Genomic DNA, 16,041 nt, shown 5'->3' on the forward strand with positions numbered 1-16,041 from the left:
ATCATTTTGTTAGTTAAATGTTAAAAATTAGTTTTTAACCGCAAAAAGAGCATTCAACGCCTTGAATTTTTCAGACTTGTCATAGTCTTTACAAGCAACCTCATTAACCGCTAACAACAACTGAGACTGATGTGTATCGGTTTGGAATGTCAGGGTTTGTCGCTGAAACAGTTGTGCAATGTAAGCGGTCAGTTCTTGTAATAATTTTACAATTTCAGGTTGATCGTGATGTAAAGCGAATAAATTCTCCAAAATGGGGGCGATTTCTTGTGCTTTTTGAGCTAATTGCTGATAGCAATATTTCTGCCAACGTACTTGTTCAGCTCGAGTAAGCGTATCAGGATAGTGGCGAGCTCGATAGTGAAATAACAATTTTTCAACTCTCGGATCAGCAAATTTCAAGCCGTGATTCGCTAACTCTTGGGGCGGCAACGTTCTTAAAATGACCATATTATTTTTATCTGCTGGCGAAAAAAAATCTTGATAGAGCGTTGTCTCCACATTTTCTGACGCTTCAAAATAGCGAACTTCATCAAATATATCACTGACCGTTTCCCGCACTCTATTTTTTTGTGCTTTTAATTTTTTTAAGTTCTGTAGACAGAGTTCTCTATCAATCCCTAAACGAGCAGCATTCTCTGGCAATAAGGTTTTAGCAGGAGCAAGAATCGGACATTTATTAATATGTACCAACTTTAATGGCACACTTGCCGTATGCTGCTCTGCTAAAACGCTTTTTTTCGTATATAAACGCTCTCTCAGAGTTTCGCTCGTTTCAGACAACAGCGAATCAATATCTCCCATTAAATCACACACAATAACTGCATTGCTATTTGTTGGGTGAAACGCTAACGGCACAACCCACGTTGTATTCCCTCGATAATTGCCCAGCATACCCGAAACGTGAACAAGTGGGGTCATTTCGGCCGTATCAATCATTGCCTCAACCGCCTTTTTTCCTCGATGAGCAAAGAAAAACTGAAATAACTTAGGCTGTTTTTCTGCAATGAGTTTTGCCATTTCAATAGTGGCATATACATCAGCCATCGCATCGTGGGCGTTTTGGTGTGCAATACCGTTAGCCTTAGTCAAATTTTCTAACTTAAAACTGGGCATACCTTCGTCATCAAACGCCCACTCAATACCCTCAGGTCGTAAAGCATAGCAAGCTCTCACTACATCAAGCAGATCCCAACGAGAATTGCCATTCTTATAACTATATTCATAGGGATCAAAAAAATTACGAAAGAAAGTATAGCGTGTCATTTCATCGTCATAGCGAATATTGTTGTAACCGACGATACAAGTATTGGGTTGGCTAAATTCGGCTTCAATTTTGGCACTAAACTCGGGTTCTGGTAGACCTTGTTGATTACACAATTGCGGTGTAATCCCCGTTACCAGCACAGCTTCAGGGTGTGGCAAATAATCTGCAGTCTGCTGGCAATAAAACATAATCGGTTCGCCAATAATATTGAACTGGCTATCGGTGCGAATACCTGCAAACTGTGCAGGGCGATCGGTCGCAGGATTAACGCCAAAACTCTCGTAATCATAAAAAAAGAAGGTTGGTTGATTCATAATGGCTAAAAATAAAATAGCATTGAGGGAAGTTGGTAAGATTGTAACATAAGGAAGAGTCTAAAACAGCGGAAATGACAACCTGCTTGTAGCAGAAAAATTTGTTGTAGCAAGCAGAAGTACTTAATCGTAAGCGGTCAATTTTCAAAAATTTTTTGCAAAATATTGTGATAAATTGACCGCTTAAGTCGATTTGCTGTTTATCCCTATTTGAGTTTACGGCATCTTCAATTTCATTAAACGTGCCACGTTTTCTGCACAAGATAGCAAATTTTCTCGTCCTTGGTTTAAAGTTTCTTCAACTGAACTGACTTGACGAATGATCGGAAACACAGCATCAATTCCATATTGATAAACAACGCCGTAATCCTCTCGTAAACTGCCAACAATCGCAATCACTGGCACGTTAAATCGCTTTGCTACCTTAGCAACACCAATAGGCGTTTTGCCTGCAATACTTTGTGCGTCCATACGTCCTTCGCCAGTAATAACTAAATCCGCCTGTTTAATATGCTCGGTTAAACAAGTTGCCTCAATCATAATTTGTACGCCAGATTTAAGCACTACATTTGGAAGTAACAACAAGCCTCCACCCATTCCGCCTGCTGCTCCAGCACCTGCACGGCCAGCAATAGCCACACCCAATTGAGCCAATGCCACGTCTGCAAAATGAGCCAGTGCTTTATCCAAAGTTTTCACCATAGCAGGCGTTGCTCCTTTTTGCGGTCCAAATACAGAGGAAGCTCCATACTCACCACATAACGGATTATTGACATCGCAGGCAACCTCAAATTCAACATCATTCAAACGTGAATCAACATTTTCCAGCGACACTTGACTGATGTGTTGTAGCTGCTCTGCACCAAAACCAATTTCTTCACCTTTTGCATTTTTGAAGGAAAAACCGAGTGCTTGTAGCATACCCACGCCAGCGTCATTCGTTGCACTGCCACCAATCCCTAGCAAAATTTTCTTTACACCTAAATCCAAGGCTTTCTTGATTAATTCCCCTGTACCGAGGCTGGTTGTTCTAAGCGGATTACGCTGTGCTATCGGAACAAGATGTAACCCAGAAGCAGCCGCCATTTCGATAAAAGCAGTCTGTCTATCGCCTGAAATGCCTAAAAAGCCACTCACACGATTGCCTAGCGGTGCGGTTACTTCCACGCCCAATAACTCCCCATTTGTAGCATCAATCAATGACTGAACCGAACCTTCTCCACCGTCAGCCATCGGTATTTTAATGTATTGTGCATCAGGAAAAATGCGTCTGAAACCGCTTTCAATGGATTGTGCGACATCAAGTGCCGTTAGGCTTTCTTTAAATGAATCTGGTGCGATCACAATTTTCATCTTCCACCTCTTAGAATAATCTCAATACCTTCAGACTAAAATCTAACTATTTTCCGTGTTCTCATTAAATTCACGCAATGGTTTGTGTTGGCAGCCGAGATAAGTATAAATCACAGGTAGCACAAATAGCGTAAACAATGTACCTATTGCAAGCCCTGCTACAATGACCATTCCAATGCTAAAACGTGCAATCGCTCCAGCCCCACAGGCTGACAGGAGCAGCACAATCCTAGAATACTATCAAAAAGTGTATAAATTTGGCGACGTTTTATTTTCAATAAATTATAAATTTAACCTTCCAAACTAAATCCCCTTATTATGAAATAAGGTAAGTACCTTCAAACTCAGTTTAAAACTTGAAAAAAATAGCAAAAAGGTTACTATTTCGCACTTTTATTTTTGATGCTTCCCTGTAGATTTTCACATTATGAACCAAGATACTATGCAAAACACGCAAAATAATAAAAAAGTGGCTTATAATTTTAATAAGTTGCAAAAACGTTTACGCCGAAATGTTGGCAATGCGATTGCTGATTTTAATATGATTGAAGATGGCGACAAAATTATGGTTTGCCTATCAGGAGGTAAAGATAGCTACACTCTGCTTGATATTTTACTCAATTTAAAATTGAATGCTCCAATTACTTTCGAGCTTGTAGCAGTTAATCTTGATCAGAAACAGCCTAACTTTCCTGAACATATTTTGCCTGAATATCTGCAAAGCATTGGTGTAGAATATAAAATTGTTGAAGAAAATACCTATGGGATTGTTAAAGAGAAGATCCCTGAAGGGAAAACAACTTGTTCGCTTTGCTCACGTTTACGCAGGGGAATTTTGTATCGTACGGCAACAGAGCTAGGAGCCACGAAAATTGCATTAGGACATCATCGTGATGATATGCTCGAGACATTATTTCTTAATATGTTTTATGGTGGGAAATTGAAGTCAATGCCTCCGAAGCTGATTAGTGATGATGGTAAACAGATTGTGATTCGCCCTCTTGCCTACTGCAAAGAAAAAGATATTGAGAAATATTCACAAGCAAAACAGTTTCCAATTATTCCGTGTAATTTATGCGGCTCTCAACCCAATTTGCAACGTCGAGTAGTGAAAGAAATGCTGCAAACTTGGGATAAGTTATACCCTGGTAGGGTTGAAACGATGTTTAGTGCATTACAAAATGTAACCCCTTCGCACCTTTGTGATCCAAAATTATTTGATTTTAAAGGAATTAAGCGTGGTGAATTGCTTGAGGGGATTGAGGGCGATATTGCGTTTGATAAAGCGGAAATCAATGCTATTCCTGTTGTACAAGATGATGAATATCTTGATTTTGCTGAAAATGGAGTGATTCATTTTAAAGCGGTATAATTTGTTTATTATATTTACTCTTATTTTTCAGATAGATTGACGAAAGATAAATTAGCGATAAATAGTATGTATTCAGGCTTTCTGATACAATTTTTTAGTATTACATTTTTAAACGAGGTCAAACTTATGTTATTTTCAAATGAGGTGGTCATCTCAATTATTGTGTTACTTACGCTGAGCTTATTGCGTATTAATGTGGTCATTGCGTTGATTATTGCTGCTCTAACCTGCGGTATCTTAGGCAACTATGGTAATGGTGTTGCTTTAAGTGATGCACTCACAACCACTGTAAAAACTTTTACAAGCGGGCTTGGAGGCGGTGCAGAGACAGCGATGAACTATGCCGTTCTTGGTGCATTTGCTGTAGCATTATCCAAATCTGGCGTAACTGATTTGCTCGCCTATAAAGTCATTAAATCTTTCGGACAACGCCCATCAGGACGCTCCGTCTTTTGGTTCAAATATGTCGTATTATTTACACTAGTCGCTTTCTCTATCTCATCACAAAATGTAATTCCCGTGCATATTGCCTTTATCCCTATTGTAGTACCACCGCTGTTAAGCGTAATGAACCAGCTTAACATTGACCGCCGTGCAGTGGCTTGTGCCATCACATTTGGTTTAACTGCAACCTATATGCTGATTCCAGCAGGCTTTGGACAGATTTTTATTGAAAGCATTTTGGTGAAAAATATCAACCAAGCTGGCGAGTCTCTTGGATTGGTTACAAGCACATTAGAAGTTACAAAAGCAATGTTATTACCTGTGTTAGGTATGATTTTAGGACTATTACTAGCACTATTTGTTACTTATCGTAAACCTCGTATCTATCTTGCACAAAATCAAGCATTCGTAGTTGATAACATTGAAACTCGTGTCGCCAATGTGAAAAAGTTCCACATTGGTGTGAGCGTGATTGCTATTTTAACTACTTGTTTCGTGCAACTTGCAACAAATTCAACGGTGTTGGGTGGTTTAGTTGGTTTGATTATTTTCGCACTAGGCGGAGTATTTAAGCTCAAACAGAGCAATGATATTTTCCAAGATGGTCTAAAATTAATGGCAATGATCGGCTTTGTGATGATTGCAGCTTCTGGTTATGCAAATGTTGTCAATTCAACAGGTGGCGTAGCGGAGCTGGTTGAAGGATTAAAAGGGGTGATTTCAAGCAAAGAAATGGCAGCGTTTTTAATGCTACTCGTTGGTCTACTAGTTACAATGGGAATTGGCTCTTCATTTTCTACTGTACCGATTATTGCCTCTATCTATGTGCCGCTTTGTGTTGCATTTGGTTTCTCGCCACTCGCAACAGTTGCGATTGTTGGTGTTGCGGCTGCACTCGGTGATGCAGGATCTCCAGCTTCAGATTCAACGCTTGGACCAACCTCTGGCCTAAATGCAGATGGTAAGCACGATCACATTTGGGATTCTGTTGTGCCTACATTCATTCACTACAACATTCCACTGCTCGCCTTTGGCTGGATTGCAGCAATGGTGCTATAAAACATATGTGCTAAAAACATATGCACTATAAAACAATCATCTTAAAATAGTGCTGTAATCTGCAAAATTTTCAGTAGAATAGATCGCTTACCTCAACAAGCGGTCTATTCTTGTGTTTTTTGCCAAAATTTAGCAAGATACAATATAAATATTTACCACGACTTAATTTATCCGCTTGACAAAAAAGGAAAAATATGAAATTTATCTCTTTTAATATCAATGGGTTGCGAGCAAGACCGCACCAACTAGAAGCATTGATCAATAAACATCAACCTGATGTCATTGGATTACAAGAAATTAAAGTGGCTGATGAAGATTTTCCGCATAATTTGGTCAATCACCTTGGCTACCACGTTTTTTATCACGGGCAAAAGGGACATTATGGCGTTGCCTTACTAACTAAACAACTACCGATTAGTGTTCGCAAAGGATTTCCAACTGATCAAGTCGATGCTCAAAAACGTATGATTATGGCAGACTTTGATACGCCTTTTGGAGTACTCACCGTGCTAAACGGTTATTTTCCACAGGGAGAAAATCGCCAGCATGAAACAAAATTCCCTGCCAAAGTCGCATTTTATACTGATCTGCAACACTATCTAGAAAATGAATTAAAACCTGAGAACCCAATTATTGTGATGGGAGATATGAATATTAGCCCAACCGATTTGGATATTGGTATTGGCGAAGCCAATCGTAAACGCTGGTTGCGTGATGGGAAGTGTTCATTTCTACCAGAAGAACGTGAATGGCTAGCACGTCTACAGCAATATGGTTTGGTTGATACATTCCGAGCCCAAAATCCTGAGGCAAATGATAAATTTTCTTGGTTTGATTACCGCTCAAAAGGCTTTGATGATAATCGGGGATTACGCATTGACTTGATTTTAGCATCTCAATCGCTTGCTCATCGATGCGTTGAAACAGGGATTGATCTTGAGATTAGAGCAATGGAAAAACCGTCCGACCACGCCCCTGTGTGGGCAGTGTTTGCTTAAAAAATAATAAAAAAAGAAAAATAATTGCAGAAGTAGAAAAAGGAAATTGAGCAATTCTGTTTTTTCTACTTCCGCCTTGTTGCCCTTAAATTTGAGAAAATAAAAGAAGCAAATAAAACTAAGGTCGAATGCCTAACGTATGACAAATGGCGTAGCTCAATTCAGCACGATTTAAGGTATAGAAATGGAAATCTTTTACCCCTTCTTTCGATAAAATTTTTACCATATCCATTGCAATACTTGCCCCAACCAAATTGCGTGTTGTTTGATCGTCATCTAAGCCTTGATACATTTTTTGCATCCAACTTGGAATTTTTACATTAGTAATTTTAGACATTTTCTCAAGCTGCTTGAAATTAGACACTGGCAAAATCCCAGGTACAATTTCAACATCAATCCCCACCGTCGCACAACGATCACGGAAGCGTAGATAACTATCAATATCGAAGAAAAATTGTGTGATCGCACGGTTCGCCCCTGCATCAATTTTTTGCTTCAAATAAAGTAAATCGGATTGAGCCGATTTTGCTTCAGGGTGAACCTCAGGATAGGCGGCCACTGAAATATCAAAATCCGCTACATCTTTAAGTAATGCAACAAGATCTGAAGCATAAAAGGATTTTTTAGTATAACCTGCAGGCTCATCACCACGCAACGCCACTATATGACGAATGCCACTCTCCCAATAATCTTTTGCAATCACCCTTAACTCATCAGGTGTGGCATCAATCCCGGTCAAATGGGGGGCAGCAACGATCCCTGTCTCTTGTTGAATACTTTTTACGATTGAGTGAGTACGATCACGCTCGCCTGAGTTTGCACCATAAGTAACAGAAACAAATTTTGGTTTAAGCACCTTTAATCTGTGAATAGACTCCCACAATAACGATTCCATTTTTTCATTTTTAGGTGGAAAAAATTCAAAAGAGACATTCACTTTGCCATTTAAATCCGCAACATTTTGATTTAATAGATCAATTTCTCTTGCATAACTCATCATCTATCCTTAAATTTTATTTAGCCATTTAGATGGCTAAACTTTAAAGAAGCGTGATTATGATGTCAATTCTATTATTTTCACTTTTAGATGAATTAAATTCATATTAAAACACGTTAAGCGGTTAAATCTTATAAAAAGATTGCAGAATTTTACTTGTAATTCTGCTTATTTTTGACTAATCTCGACGGGTTATTTTGAAATGTAAACAGGTTATATTATGAACCAAGTAGAATTAATAAAATCATCAATCAAATCTATTCCTGATTATCCAAAAGCAGGCATTATTTTTCGTGATATTACATCATTACTCGAGGTTCCAAACGCGTTCCAAGCGACTGTTGATATGATCGTGGCGGAATTCAAGCATAAAGGCATTACAAAAATTGTTGGTACAGAATCCAGAGGTTTCATTTTTGGGGCACCTGTAGCTCTTGCGTTAGGCGTGCCATTTGTATTAGTTCGCAAACCGAAAAAATTACCTCGTGAAGTCATTTCACAATCTTATACCCTTGAATACGGTGAAGATGTGCTTGAAATTCATACTGACTCAATCCAAGCAAACGATAATGTTTTGATTATCGATGACTTACTCGCCACAGGCGGTACAGTAGAGGCTACAACAAAACTGATTCGTCGCTTAGGTGGTAAAGTTGAAAATGCAGCATTCGTTATTTATTTGCCTGATCTTGGCGGTAAAGAACGTCTTGAGCAAGCTGGCATAAATTCTTTCACGCTAGTCAGCTTTGAAGGGCATTAGAGATTAAATCAGTTTAATCAATCCGTTCTCTTTTTGGGAGTTAAGCCAAGTTTATGTCATATCAAGTTCTTGCACGCAAATGGCGACCACAGCGTTTTTCCGAGGTTGTTGGGCAGCAGCACGTTCTATCCGCCCTTGAAAACGGATTGCGAGAACAACGCCTGCACCACGCCTATCTTTTTTCAGGCACACGAGGTGTCGGCAAAACCTCTATTGCTCGTCTATTTGCAAAAGGCTTAAACTGCGAAAAGGGAATTACAGCCAATCCCTGTGGAGAATGTCCGCACTGTAAAGCGATTGAGGAAGGGCGATTTATTGATCTTATTGAGATAGATGCTGCCTCTCGAACAAAAGTGGAAGACACTCGTGAGCTACTTGATAATGTGCAATATAAACCGACAGTAGGACGCTTTAAGGTCTATCTTATCGATGAAGTTCATATGCTCTCTCGACATAGTTTTAATGCGTTACTTAAAACCCTTGAAGAACCGCCAGAATACGTTAAATTTCTACTGGCGACCACAGATCCACAAAAGCTGCCAATTACCATCTTATCTCGCTGTATGCAATTCCATCTGCGAGCTTTAGAACAAGTTCAAATTCGCACACATCTTGAGTTTGTCCTCAAGCAAGAAGCCATTCCATTTGAATTACCTGCTCTTGAAAAACTCGCTAAGGCAGCACAGGGCAGTGTTCGTGATGCATTAAGCCTGACAGATCAAGCTATTGCCATAAGTAATGCCAATATTACCTTACAAGTTGTCAGTGAAATGCTAGGCTTAATTGATGATCATCATTCTCTAGAACTGGTGCAGGCTCTTGCTAATGCCGATGGCGAAAAAATGATGAGCGTCATTCAGGCAATTGCAGAAAAAGGCAGTGATTGGCAAACGTTATTAAACGACATCGCAGAGATATTGCACCGTATAGCAATGATACAATTGCTCAAAAACCACGCTGAGCAGACAACGCATCTACATTTATTGGCTCAACAAATTTCACCTGAAGATGTGCAATTTTTCTACCAGCTAATGCTAACAGGCAAGCAAGAGCTTCTTATTACGCCAGAACCTCGAATTGGTGTGGAAATGACAATGTTGCGTGCATTGGCGTTTCACCCCAAAAAAATTGAAGCCACTCTCTCAAGCAGCTCTTTACTTTTAACGCAATCTTCGTCTACGATAAATCCACCTCCGACTACGCAGGATTTAATAAAAGAAAATAAAGTACACGGCGGAAGTAAAGATCAGAAAGAAAGTAAAGATCAGAGAGCAGATAAAGCAACCTCAAATATTACCCAATTGCGAGAACAATTACAGCCAACACAAGCGGTCAATACAGCAGGAAAAACTGCACAAGAAACTGCTATCAATGCTGAAATGTCGTCTACCACAGAAATGCCTTCGCCAGCTATTGTAGCGATGAATGCAAGAAAGGCCTTACAAGAACAACGTTCAACACTGATACAAAGTGAAAAAAAAAAGCCAATAGCAGCAGAAATGCCTAACGCAGCACGTCCCCAAACAGGCTCAAAAAATCAATCTGATATTCAAACTCGCTTTGTCAATCTAGCAACTGAACAATCTGCTTCTACTGCCCCTTCCTCAATACAAAATATCAAAACTAATTCAGACGATGATTACCGTTGGACTTGGTTAAATCCTGAATTGGAAGAACAAAATGAGACAGTAAAACCCTCCGATATTCGCCAATCCATTTTGCAAGAGCGAACGCCAGAAATTTTAGCCAAAATGATTGCAATATCGTGTGAGCAAGATGCATGGTGTAGAATTGTTGATCAGCTCCATTTAGGAGGCTTATCTCGCCAGCTTGCCTTAAATAGCTATCTCGCTGAAAAAATCGAAAACCATTTAAAATTGGTACTTAAGCCTACTATGGCACATTTAAATAGCGATGAATCTCGCCAAAGCCTTGCGAATAGTTTGGCAAAACAAGCATTAACATTTGATATCATCATTGGCGAAAGCGAAGCACACCTGACTCCACTAGAGTACCGTCGCAAGATTTTTGAGAGCTTAACCCAAGAAGCCAAAAATGCCCTACTTGATGATCAAAACTTAAACCTATTAAAAGCGACTTTTGATGCTCAAATTGATGAAAGCACCATAAGAGCTGTTGCAAGCGGTTACAAATAAGGAAAAATTTGCAATGTCCGTACCTCAAGTTATGTCTTTGAATAAGAACAAATATGCACTCGAAATTAAAAACCTAATCAAAGAATATCCAACAGGTGTACAGGCTGTGAAAGGGATTGATCTTACCGTTAATCAAGGGGATTTTTATGCCCTATTAGGACATAACGGTGCAGGAAAATCGACAATTATTGGCATCATTAGTTCTTTAGTGAATAAAACAAGCGGTAGTGTCAAGGTATTTGGCTACGATCTTGATATTCAAAAAATGCAGTTAAAACGGCAAATTGGACTAGTGCCTCAAGAGTTCAATTTTAATCAATTTGAACGAGTCATTGATATATTAATCAATCAAGCAGGCTTTTATGGTATTGCTCGAAAAGAGGCGACCCTTCAAGCAGAAATATGGCTAAAAAAACTAGAGCTGTGGGAGAAACGAACACATCTTACCCGAGAGCTATCTGGTGGTATGAAACGTAGAGTAATGATCGCTCGAGCGTTAATGCACAATCCTCAATTGCTGATTTTAGATGAGCCTACCGCAGGGGTCGATATTGAATTACGCCGTAGTCTATGGGATTTTCTCACTGAACTTAACCAGCAAGGTACAACAATTATTCTGACCACGCACTATCTTGAGGAAGCTGAGAATTTGTGCCGCCACATTGGGATTATTCAAGAAGGTAAGCTGATTGAAAATACCTCAATAAAAGCGTTACTTACCAAACTTGAAACAGAAACGTTTGTACTTGATTTGCAAATTTCTGCACAAAACTCACCGCTTGTAATTGAAAATTATGCCTTCAAATGGCTAGACGATAGCTCAATTGAAGTCGAGGTAAAACGCCAACAAGGTCTCACCCAGCTTTTTCAACAACTTAGCCAGCAAAATATTGAGGTGTTAAGTATGAGAAATAAATCGAACCGTCTCGAAGAATTGTTTATGAGAATGGCAAAATAGAAAAATAGGACTAGCACGAATGCAAAATAAGCGGATAACCCAAAATTGGATTGGATTTTATACCTTAAGTTATAAAGAGTCTTACCGAGTACTACGCATTTGGCGACAAACGCTCGTTCCGCCAATCATCACAACCACCCTCTATTTCTTAATTTTTGGTGGATTAATTGGCAATCGTATTGGTGAAATGAATGGGTTTAGTTATATGCAGTTCATTGCTCCAGGGCTTACAATGATGGCAGCTATTACAGCAGCATATATCAACACTGCCTCTTCATTTTTTCTAAGTAAATTTGTCAATAATATTGAAGAAATTTTAGTTTCTCCACTGAGTACACATACCATTATATGGGGCTATTTATCAGGCAGTTTAGTTCGTAGCATTTTAGTAGCTATTCTAGTAACTGCTATTTCAATGTGCTTTGTTGATTACAACATTTATTCTTGGTGGGTAATTATTCTTACTTTGTTGATGACAACCATTGCTTTTGGGCTAGGTGGCTTAATTAATGCCATTTTTGCTAGGACTTTTGATGATATAGGGGTTATTCCTACCTTTGTTCTCACACCGCTTACCTATTTAGGTGGAGTATTCTACTCTATCTCATTGCTCCCAGATTTTTGGCAAAGCGTGTCAAAATTTAATCCCATTGTCTATATGATTAACGGATTCCGATTCGGCTTTTTGGGGCAAAGTGATGTCGGTGTGTTCTATACTTTTAGCGTATTAACGTTTTTTGTACTAAGCTTGTATGTTATTGCCTACTATCTTATTGAAAAAGGGATTGGCTTACGTTCCTAGGCATCATCTTTAACAAAAGCTTCGTGATAAATACAACGCGAGTAGCGATAAGATAAACAAAACGGAACACAAAAGTATTATGTTCCGTTTTTAATAAGCAAAATAACACGACTATTTCACTTCACGAATCATAATTTCCGAAGGAATGACGCTTCCTTGCCAATATAATTCTGCAGCAACATTGGCAGCTAATTGCTCGTATGATTGGCTAATTTCGTGTTTTGGATAAGCCATGACTGTTGGAATACCTTTATCCATATCTTCACGCAGACGAATATGTAGCGGCATTTCACCAATCACTTTTGTTTGATATTTTTCTGCCACCTTTGCAGCCCCACCCGAACCAAAAATTGGCTCGCACTGTCCGCAATTTGAACAAATATGTACACTCATATTCTCAATAATACCTAATACTGGGACAGAAACACGATTAAACATCGCAATGCCTTTAATCGCATCAAGTAATGCAATATCTTGTGGTGTCGTGACCACTAATGCTCCAGTAACAGGAATTTGTTGCGAAAGGGTAAGTTGAATATCGCCTGTCCCTGGTGGCATATCAATGACAAGATAATCCAAATCTGGCCACCAAGTCTCTTGCAATAATTGGGTTAAAGCACTGCTTGCCATTGGACCTCGCCAAATTGTGGCACTGTCGGACTCCATTAAATAACCAATTGAATTAGAAAATAAACCGTGTGCTTCGATCGGCATAATGTGCTTATTATCTGGCGAAGTCGGTCGTTGATTTGTTGCGCCCAACATATGAGGGATAGACGGACCATAAATATCTGCATCTAAAATCCCCACTTTCGCTCCTTGAGCCTTTAATGCCAATGCTAAATTCACTGCAGTCGTTGATTTCCCCACACCACCTTTGCCCGAGCTTACAGCAATAATATTTTTAACACCATTCACAGCAGGCTGCCCATTTGCACGCTTTAAGGTTGCAATCTGGTAAGTCAAAAGCCATTTAACTGTTTTTGCTTGCACAATTTGCTTAAGTTTTTCTTCAGTTGCTTGTTGTAAAGCATTAAAACCGCTATTCCACGCAAAAGGCAGCACCAGCTCAATCCGCAAAGTTGTTCCTCCCAATTCAACTTTACGCAACGCATTGATTTCAAGCAGATTTTTTTGTAGCGTTGGGTGAGAAAAATCCGCCAAAATCGCTTTAATTTCGGCTAATAGTGGCTCTGTGAGTTGTTGTTCATTAAGTATATTCATTTTCAATCCTTATACCGATATAAATCTTTGCTGTAAATGACTTCGCTGGCATTCTCTTTTTCGATGCCTCCTAACGAGGGATCAACGCTAATACGCCGCTGGTACTGAAAGAGCGGTAAAATAACGACATCTTTCTCCAACTGAGAGAGAACCTGTTCCGCTATCTGTTTACGCCCTTGCTCATCAAACGATTGCGTCTGTAACTGTGTCAATAAATTATCTACAGTTTGATTTTGATAACCCATTTTATTATCAGGACTATTTGAATGAAACGGCATTAAAAATGCATTGAAGTCTGCATAATCTGCACACCAGCCTGAACGAATAAGTTGAAAATTTTTCTGCTCTCGTTGCGATAATAACTGCGTCCACTCTACTTCATTGAGTGTTACACGAAATAATTCTGACTGACTTAACGTTCGCATTATACGTTCTGCAATCAGTTTATGTTGCGGCTTATCATCGTAAGTCAAAGTAATTTCAAGTGGATTTTTAACCGATATGCCAGCCCCGGCCAATAACGCTTCAGCACTGCGATTAGAAAACAAACTATGCCATTCAGGTAACCAATTTTGTGGTAAAATATGCTGCATAGAAAGTCCAAATCCCTTACTGATTTCTGCAGAAGAGAGCATTATCTGAATGGCTTTGCGTACATCAGGATTCTGTAGTTTCGGATCTTGCACATTAAACTCATAAAAATAATGGCATAAACGTGGTAGTTTCTGTTCGTTTCTAGAGTAGCCCGTTAGAGGGTTTTCGATAAGATCAAAGCTATCAGGATTTTTAGTTGATGAAATAAGCTGATAATTCACTTGCTTAAATGGCATATCATCTTGTCTTGCTTCCAGTATTAACTGCTGTTTACTCTGCGATGAAACCTCGTAAACACCATTGCTAATAAAAGGCTGTTGTGGAGCTAGTCCTTGATAAGTTGGCAATAAAGCACTGTGGGCTAACATTTTAGGAAGTTGATAATTGGGCTGCTCAAGCTGAATTTGCAACGTATGTGGATTCAGGACGGCTACGCCTAATTCTGTTATCGCTTTTTCGCCAGCTAAAATAGCTTTAGCATTCAATATCCCCATTGAAACTAAATAACTTGCTAAAGGAGAGCCTTTTTGGGGATCACTCAATCGTTGCCAGCTTGCAACAAAATCGAGTGCCGTTACCGCTTGACCATTAGACCACGTTGCCTTATCGTCTAAAATAAACAGCCAATTTTTACCATCATCACTAAACCACTCTTTCGCCAGAGCTGGAATGACTTCTCCTTGTGAATTATATTGCAACAACCCTAACAGCAAATCACGCACAGGACCTGCATCAGCAGCAACTTTAACAAAATGCGGATCAAGTTGTAGGTGAGCAGAATAAATGGCTCGAGTTAAAATGTGTTCATTTTTAGGCTCTTTCGTTTGGGGTAATAGCGTCTGAGAATAATTAACCTCTTCGCAGCCAGATAACACTGTCAGACAAGCGGTGAGATTGATTAATTTTTTTGCAAATCTGTGCAGGTGAGAAGCGCATAACCTAGAAATGCATAATGATGAATATCGTTTCATATTAGCCTGTTGATGTTAATGCGGGAAATAAGTTGGTTAATCCTGCAACAATAATTTCAATGCCTAAAGCCATTAGAATTAATCCCATAATCCGTGTAACAACATTTGATCCAGTCTTACCAAGACGTTTAACCAATGGTGCAGAAAAACGAAATAACACATAACAAGTCAGTCCAAAAATAATAATGGCTAAACTAAATCCGAGATAATCAATCCAAGAATGGTGTAATGTCCCCCACACAATCGTTGAGCCAATCGCGCCTGGACCTGCCATTATTGGCATGGCTAACGGCACAACACCAATATTTTCATATTCTGACAGATCTTCATTTTTTTCCTCTTTATTCTGTTTATGTTCACCTAATTTACCGCTAATCATCGTCATCGCAATACTGACAATCAAAATGCCGCCCGCTACACGAAAGGAATTTAAAGAAATGCTAAATGCGTCAAGAATCAACTTGCCAAAATATAGGCTAACAAGCAAAATAACAGATACAGAAATTGAGGTAATGACGTTAGTTCGATGGCGGTCTGCCTCATATTGGTGAGCCGTCATACTAAAGAAAATTGGTAATGTTCCAAAGGGATTAACGATTGCAAACAGCCCGATAAAAAATTGCAAATAAATAGCAAAATTAATCACATCACTCACACAAAACCCATCTTATTTTATAGCTTAAACTGTCATCTATTATATAGTGAAATGACCTAAAAGGCTTGCGGAATTTAAAACTCATCTTTTGTTCTCTATCCCTTTTTCTACAATCGT

Annotated in this window: 13 protein-coding genes and 1 pseudogene; 7 read left to right on the top strand and 7 right to left on the bottom strand. The window is 39.1% G+C overall.

Features of this window, described 5'->3' with window-relative positions; all coding sequences use genetic code 11:
• Positions 1 to 27: 27 nt before the first annotated feature.
• The 3 genes and pseudogenes from sbcB to EV693_RS03240 all read right to left on the bottom strand — a co-directional run.
• On the bottom strand, positions 28 to 1,581 hold the full coding sequence (gene sbcB / locus EV693_RS03230; protein WP_132500946.1) for an exodeoxyribonuclease I: 1,554 nt from the start codon (positions 1,579 to 1,581) through the stop codon (positions 28 to 30).
• Between the two features lie 216 nt (positions 1,582 to 1,797).
• Positions 1,798 to 2,934 carry a glycerate kinase gene (locus EV693_RS03235; protein ID WP_132500947.1) on the bottom strand — a complete coding sequence of 379 codons (1,137 nt, stop codon included), beginning with the start codon at positions 2,932 to 2,934 and terminating at the stop codon, positions 1,798 to 1,800.
• Positions 2,935 to 2,976: 42 nt separating this feature from the next.
• Positions 2,977 to 3,162 (bottom strand): annotated as a pseudogene (locus tag EV693_RS03240) (hypothetical protein); the annotation flags it as partial.
• Positions 3,163 to 3,361: 199 nt separating this feature from the next.
• Between EV693_RS03240 and ttcA the strand changes: the two are divergent.
• The 3 genes from ttcA (at position 3,362) to xthA (ending at position 6,807) form a co-directional block, all read left to right on the top strand.
• Positions 3,362 to 4,306: a tRNA 2-thiocytidine(32) synthetase TtcA gene (ttcA, locus tag EV693_RS03245; protein ID WP_132500948.1), complete on the top strand. Its 945-nt coding sequence runs from the start codon at positions 3,362 to 3,364 to the stop codon at positions 4,304 to 4,306.
• A gap of 126 nt (positions 4,307 to 4,432) precedes the next feature.
• Positions 4,433 to 5,809: a Na+/H+ antiporter family protein gene (locus tag EV693_RS03250; RefSeq protein WP_132500949.1), complete on the top strand. Its 1,377-nt coding sequence runs from the start codon at positions 4,433 to 4,435 to the stop codon at positions 5,807 to 5,809.
• A gap of 194 nt (positions 5,810 to 6,003) precedes the next feature.
• The gene (xthA, locus tag EV693_RS03255; protein WP_132500950.1) at positions 6,004 to 6,807 is read left to right on the top strand and encodes an exodeoxyribonuclease III; all 804 of its coding nucleotides are present in this window, start codon (positions 6,004 to 6,006) and stop codon (positions 6,805 to 6,807) included.
• Between the two features lie 118 nt (positions 6,808 to 6,925).
• Here the strand turns inward: xthA and metF are convergent, their stop codons facing one another.
• A complete protein-coding gene (gene metF / locus EV693_RS03260; RefSeq protein WP_132500951.1) occupies positions 6,926 to 7,804 on the bottom strand; it encodes a methylenetetrahydrofolate reductase in 879 nt (292 codons plus the stop codon).
• A gap of 220 nt (positions 7,805 to 8,024) precedes the next feature.
• Between metF and apt the strand changes: the two genes are divergently transcribed.
• The 4 genes from apt to EV693_RS03280 are packed head-to-tail and all read left to right on the top strand — an operon-like array spanning position 8,025 to position 12,480.
• A complete protein-coding gene (apt, locus tag EV693_RS03265) occupies positions 8,025 to 8,564 on the top strand; it encodes an adenine phosphoribosyltransferase (protein WP_132500952.1) in 540 nt (179 codons plus the stop codon).
• A 53-nt stretch (positions 8,565 to 8,617) separates the two neighbouring features.
• Positions 8,618 to 10,720, top strand: a complete 2,103-nt coding sequence (gene dnaX / locus EV693_RS03270; RefSeq protein ID WP_132500953.1) for a DNA polymerase III subunit gamma/tau — start codon at positions 8,618 to 8,620, stop codon at positions 10,718 to 10,720.
• A gap of 13 nt (positions 10,721 to 10,733) precedes the next feature.
• A complete protein-coding gene (locus tag EV693_RS03275; RefSeq protein WP_243694559.1) occupies positions 10,734 to 11,678 on the top strand; it encodes an ABC transporter ATP-binding protein in 945 nt (314 codons plus the stop codon).
• Positions 11,679 to 11,697: 19 nt separating this feature from the next.
• Positions 11,698 to 12,480, top strand: coding sequence for an ABC transporter permease (locus EV693_RS03280; protein ID WP_132500954.1), 783 nt, complete (start codon positions 11,698 to 11,700; stop codon positions 12,478 to 12,480).
• A gap of 111 nt (positions 12,481 to 12,591) precedes the next feature.
• Here the strand turns inward: EV693_RS03280 and apbC are convergent, their stop codons facing one another.
• The 3 genes from apbC to EV693_RS03295 form a co-directional block, all read right to left on the bottom strand.
• Positions 12,592 to 13,704 carry an iron-sulfur cluster carrier protein ApbC gene (gene apbC, locus EV693_RS03285; RefSeq protein WP_132500955.1) on the bottom strand — a complete coding sequence of 371 codons (1,113 nt, stop codon included), beginning with the start codon at positions 13,702 to 13,704 and terminating at the stop codon, positions 12,592 to 12,594.
• A gap of 2 nt (positions 13,705 to 13,706) precedes the next feature.
• Positions 13,707 to 15,173, bottom strand: coding sequence for a peptide ABC transporter substrate-binding protein (locus EV693_RS03290; protein WP_243694560.1), 1,467 nt, complete (start codon positions 15,171 to 15,173; stop codon positions 13,707 to 13,709).
• Between the two features lie 97 nt (positions 15,174 to 15,270).
• Positions 15,271 to 15,924 (bottom strand): YchE family NAAT transporter, encoded by a 654-nt coding sequence (locus tag EV693_RS03295; protein WP_132500957.1) that lies wholly within the window; start codon positions 15,922 to 15,924, stop codon positions 15,271 to 15,273.
• Between the last annotated feature and the right edge of the window lie 117 nt (positions 15,925 to 16,041).

The organism is Nicoletella semolina (assembly GCF_004345745.1).
Classification (GTDB): Bacteria; Pseudomonadota; Gammaproteobacteria; order Enterobacterales; family Pasteurellaceae; genus Nicoletella; species Nicoletella semolina.

Excerpts from the sequence above, each read along its gene's own strand:
- metF (WP_132500951.1), bottom strand. The coding sequence starts at position 7,804 with ATGAGTTATGCAAGAGAAATTGATCTATTAAATCAAAATGTTGCGGAT.
- apt (WP_132500952.1), top strand. The coding sequence starts at position 8,025 with ATGAACCAAGTAGAATTAATAAAATCATCAATCAAATCTATTCCTGAT.
- EV693_RS03280 (WP_132500954.1), top strand. The coding sequence starts at position 11,698 with ATGCAAAATAAGCGGATAACCCAAAATTGGATTGGATTTTATACCTTA.
- EV693_RS03250 (WP_132500949.1), top strand. The coding sequence starts at position 4,433 with ATGTTATTTTCAAATGAGGTGGTCATCTCAATTATTGTGTTACTTACG.
- ttcA (WP_132500948.1), top strand. The coding sequence starts at position 3,362 with ATGAACCAAGATACTATGCAAAACACGCAAAATAATAAAAAAGTGGCT.
- EV693_RS03275 (WP_243694559.1), top strand. The coding sequence starts at position 10,734 with ATGTCCGTACCTCAAGTTATGTCTTTGAATAAGAACAAATATGCACTC.
- dnaX (WP_132500953.1), top strand. The coding sequence starts at position 8,618 with ATGTCATATCAAGTTCTTGCACGCAAATGGCGACCACAGCGTTTTTCC.
- sbcB (WP_132500946.1), bottom strand. The coding sequence starts at position 1,581 with ATGAATCAACCAACCTTCTTTTTTTATGATTACGAGAGTTTTGGCGTT.
- xthA (WP_132500950.1), top strand. The coding sequence starts at position 6,004 with ATGAAATTTATCTCTTTTAATATCAATGGGTTGCGAGCAAGACCGCAC.
- apbC (WP_132500955.1), bottom strand. The coding sequence starts at position 13,704 with ATGAATATACTTAATGAACAACAACTCACAGAGCCACTATTAGCCGAA.
- EV693_RS03235 (WP_132500947.1), bottom strand. The coding sequence starts at position 2,934 with ATGAAAATTGTGATCGCACCAGATTCATTTAAAGAAAGCCTAACGGCA.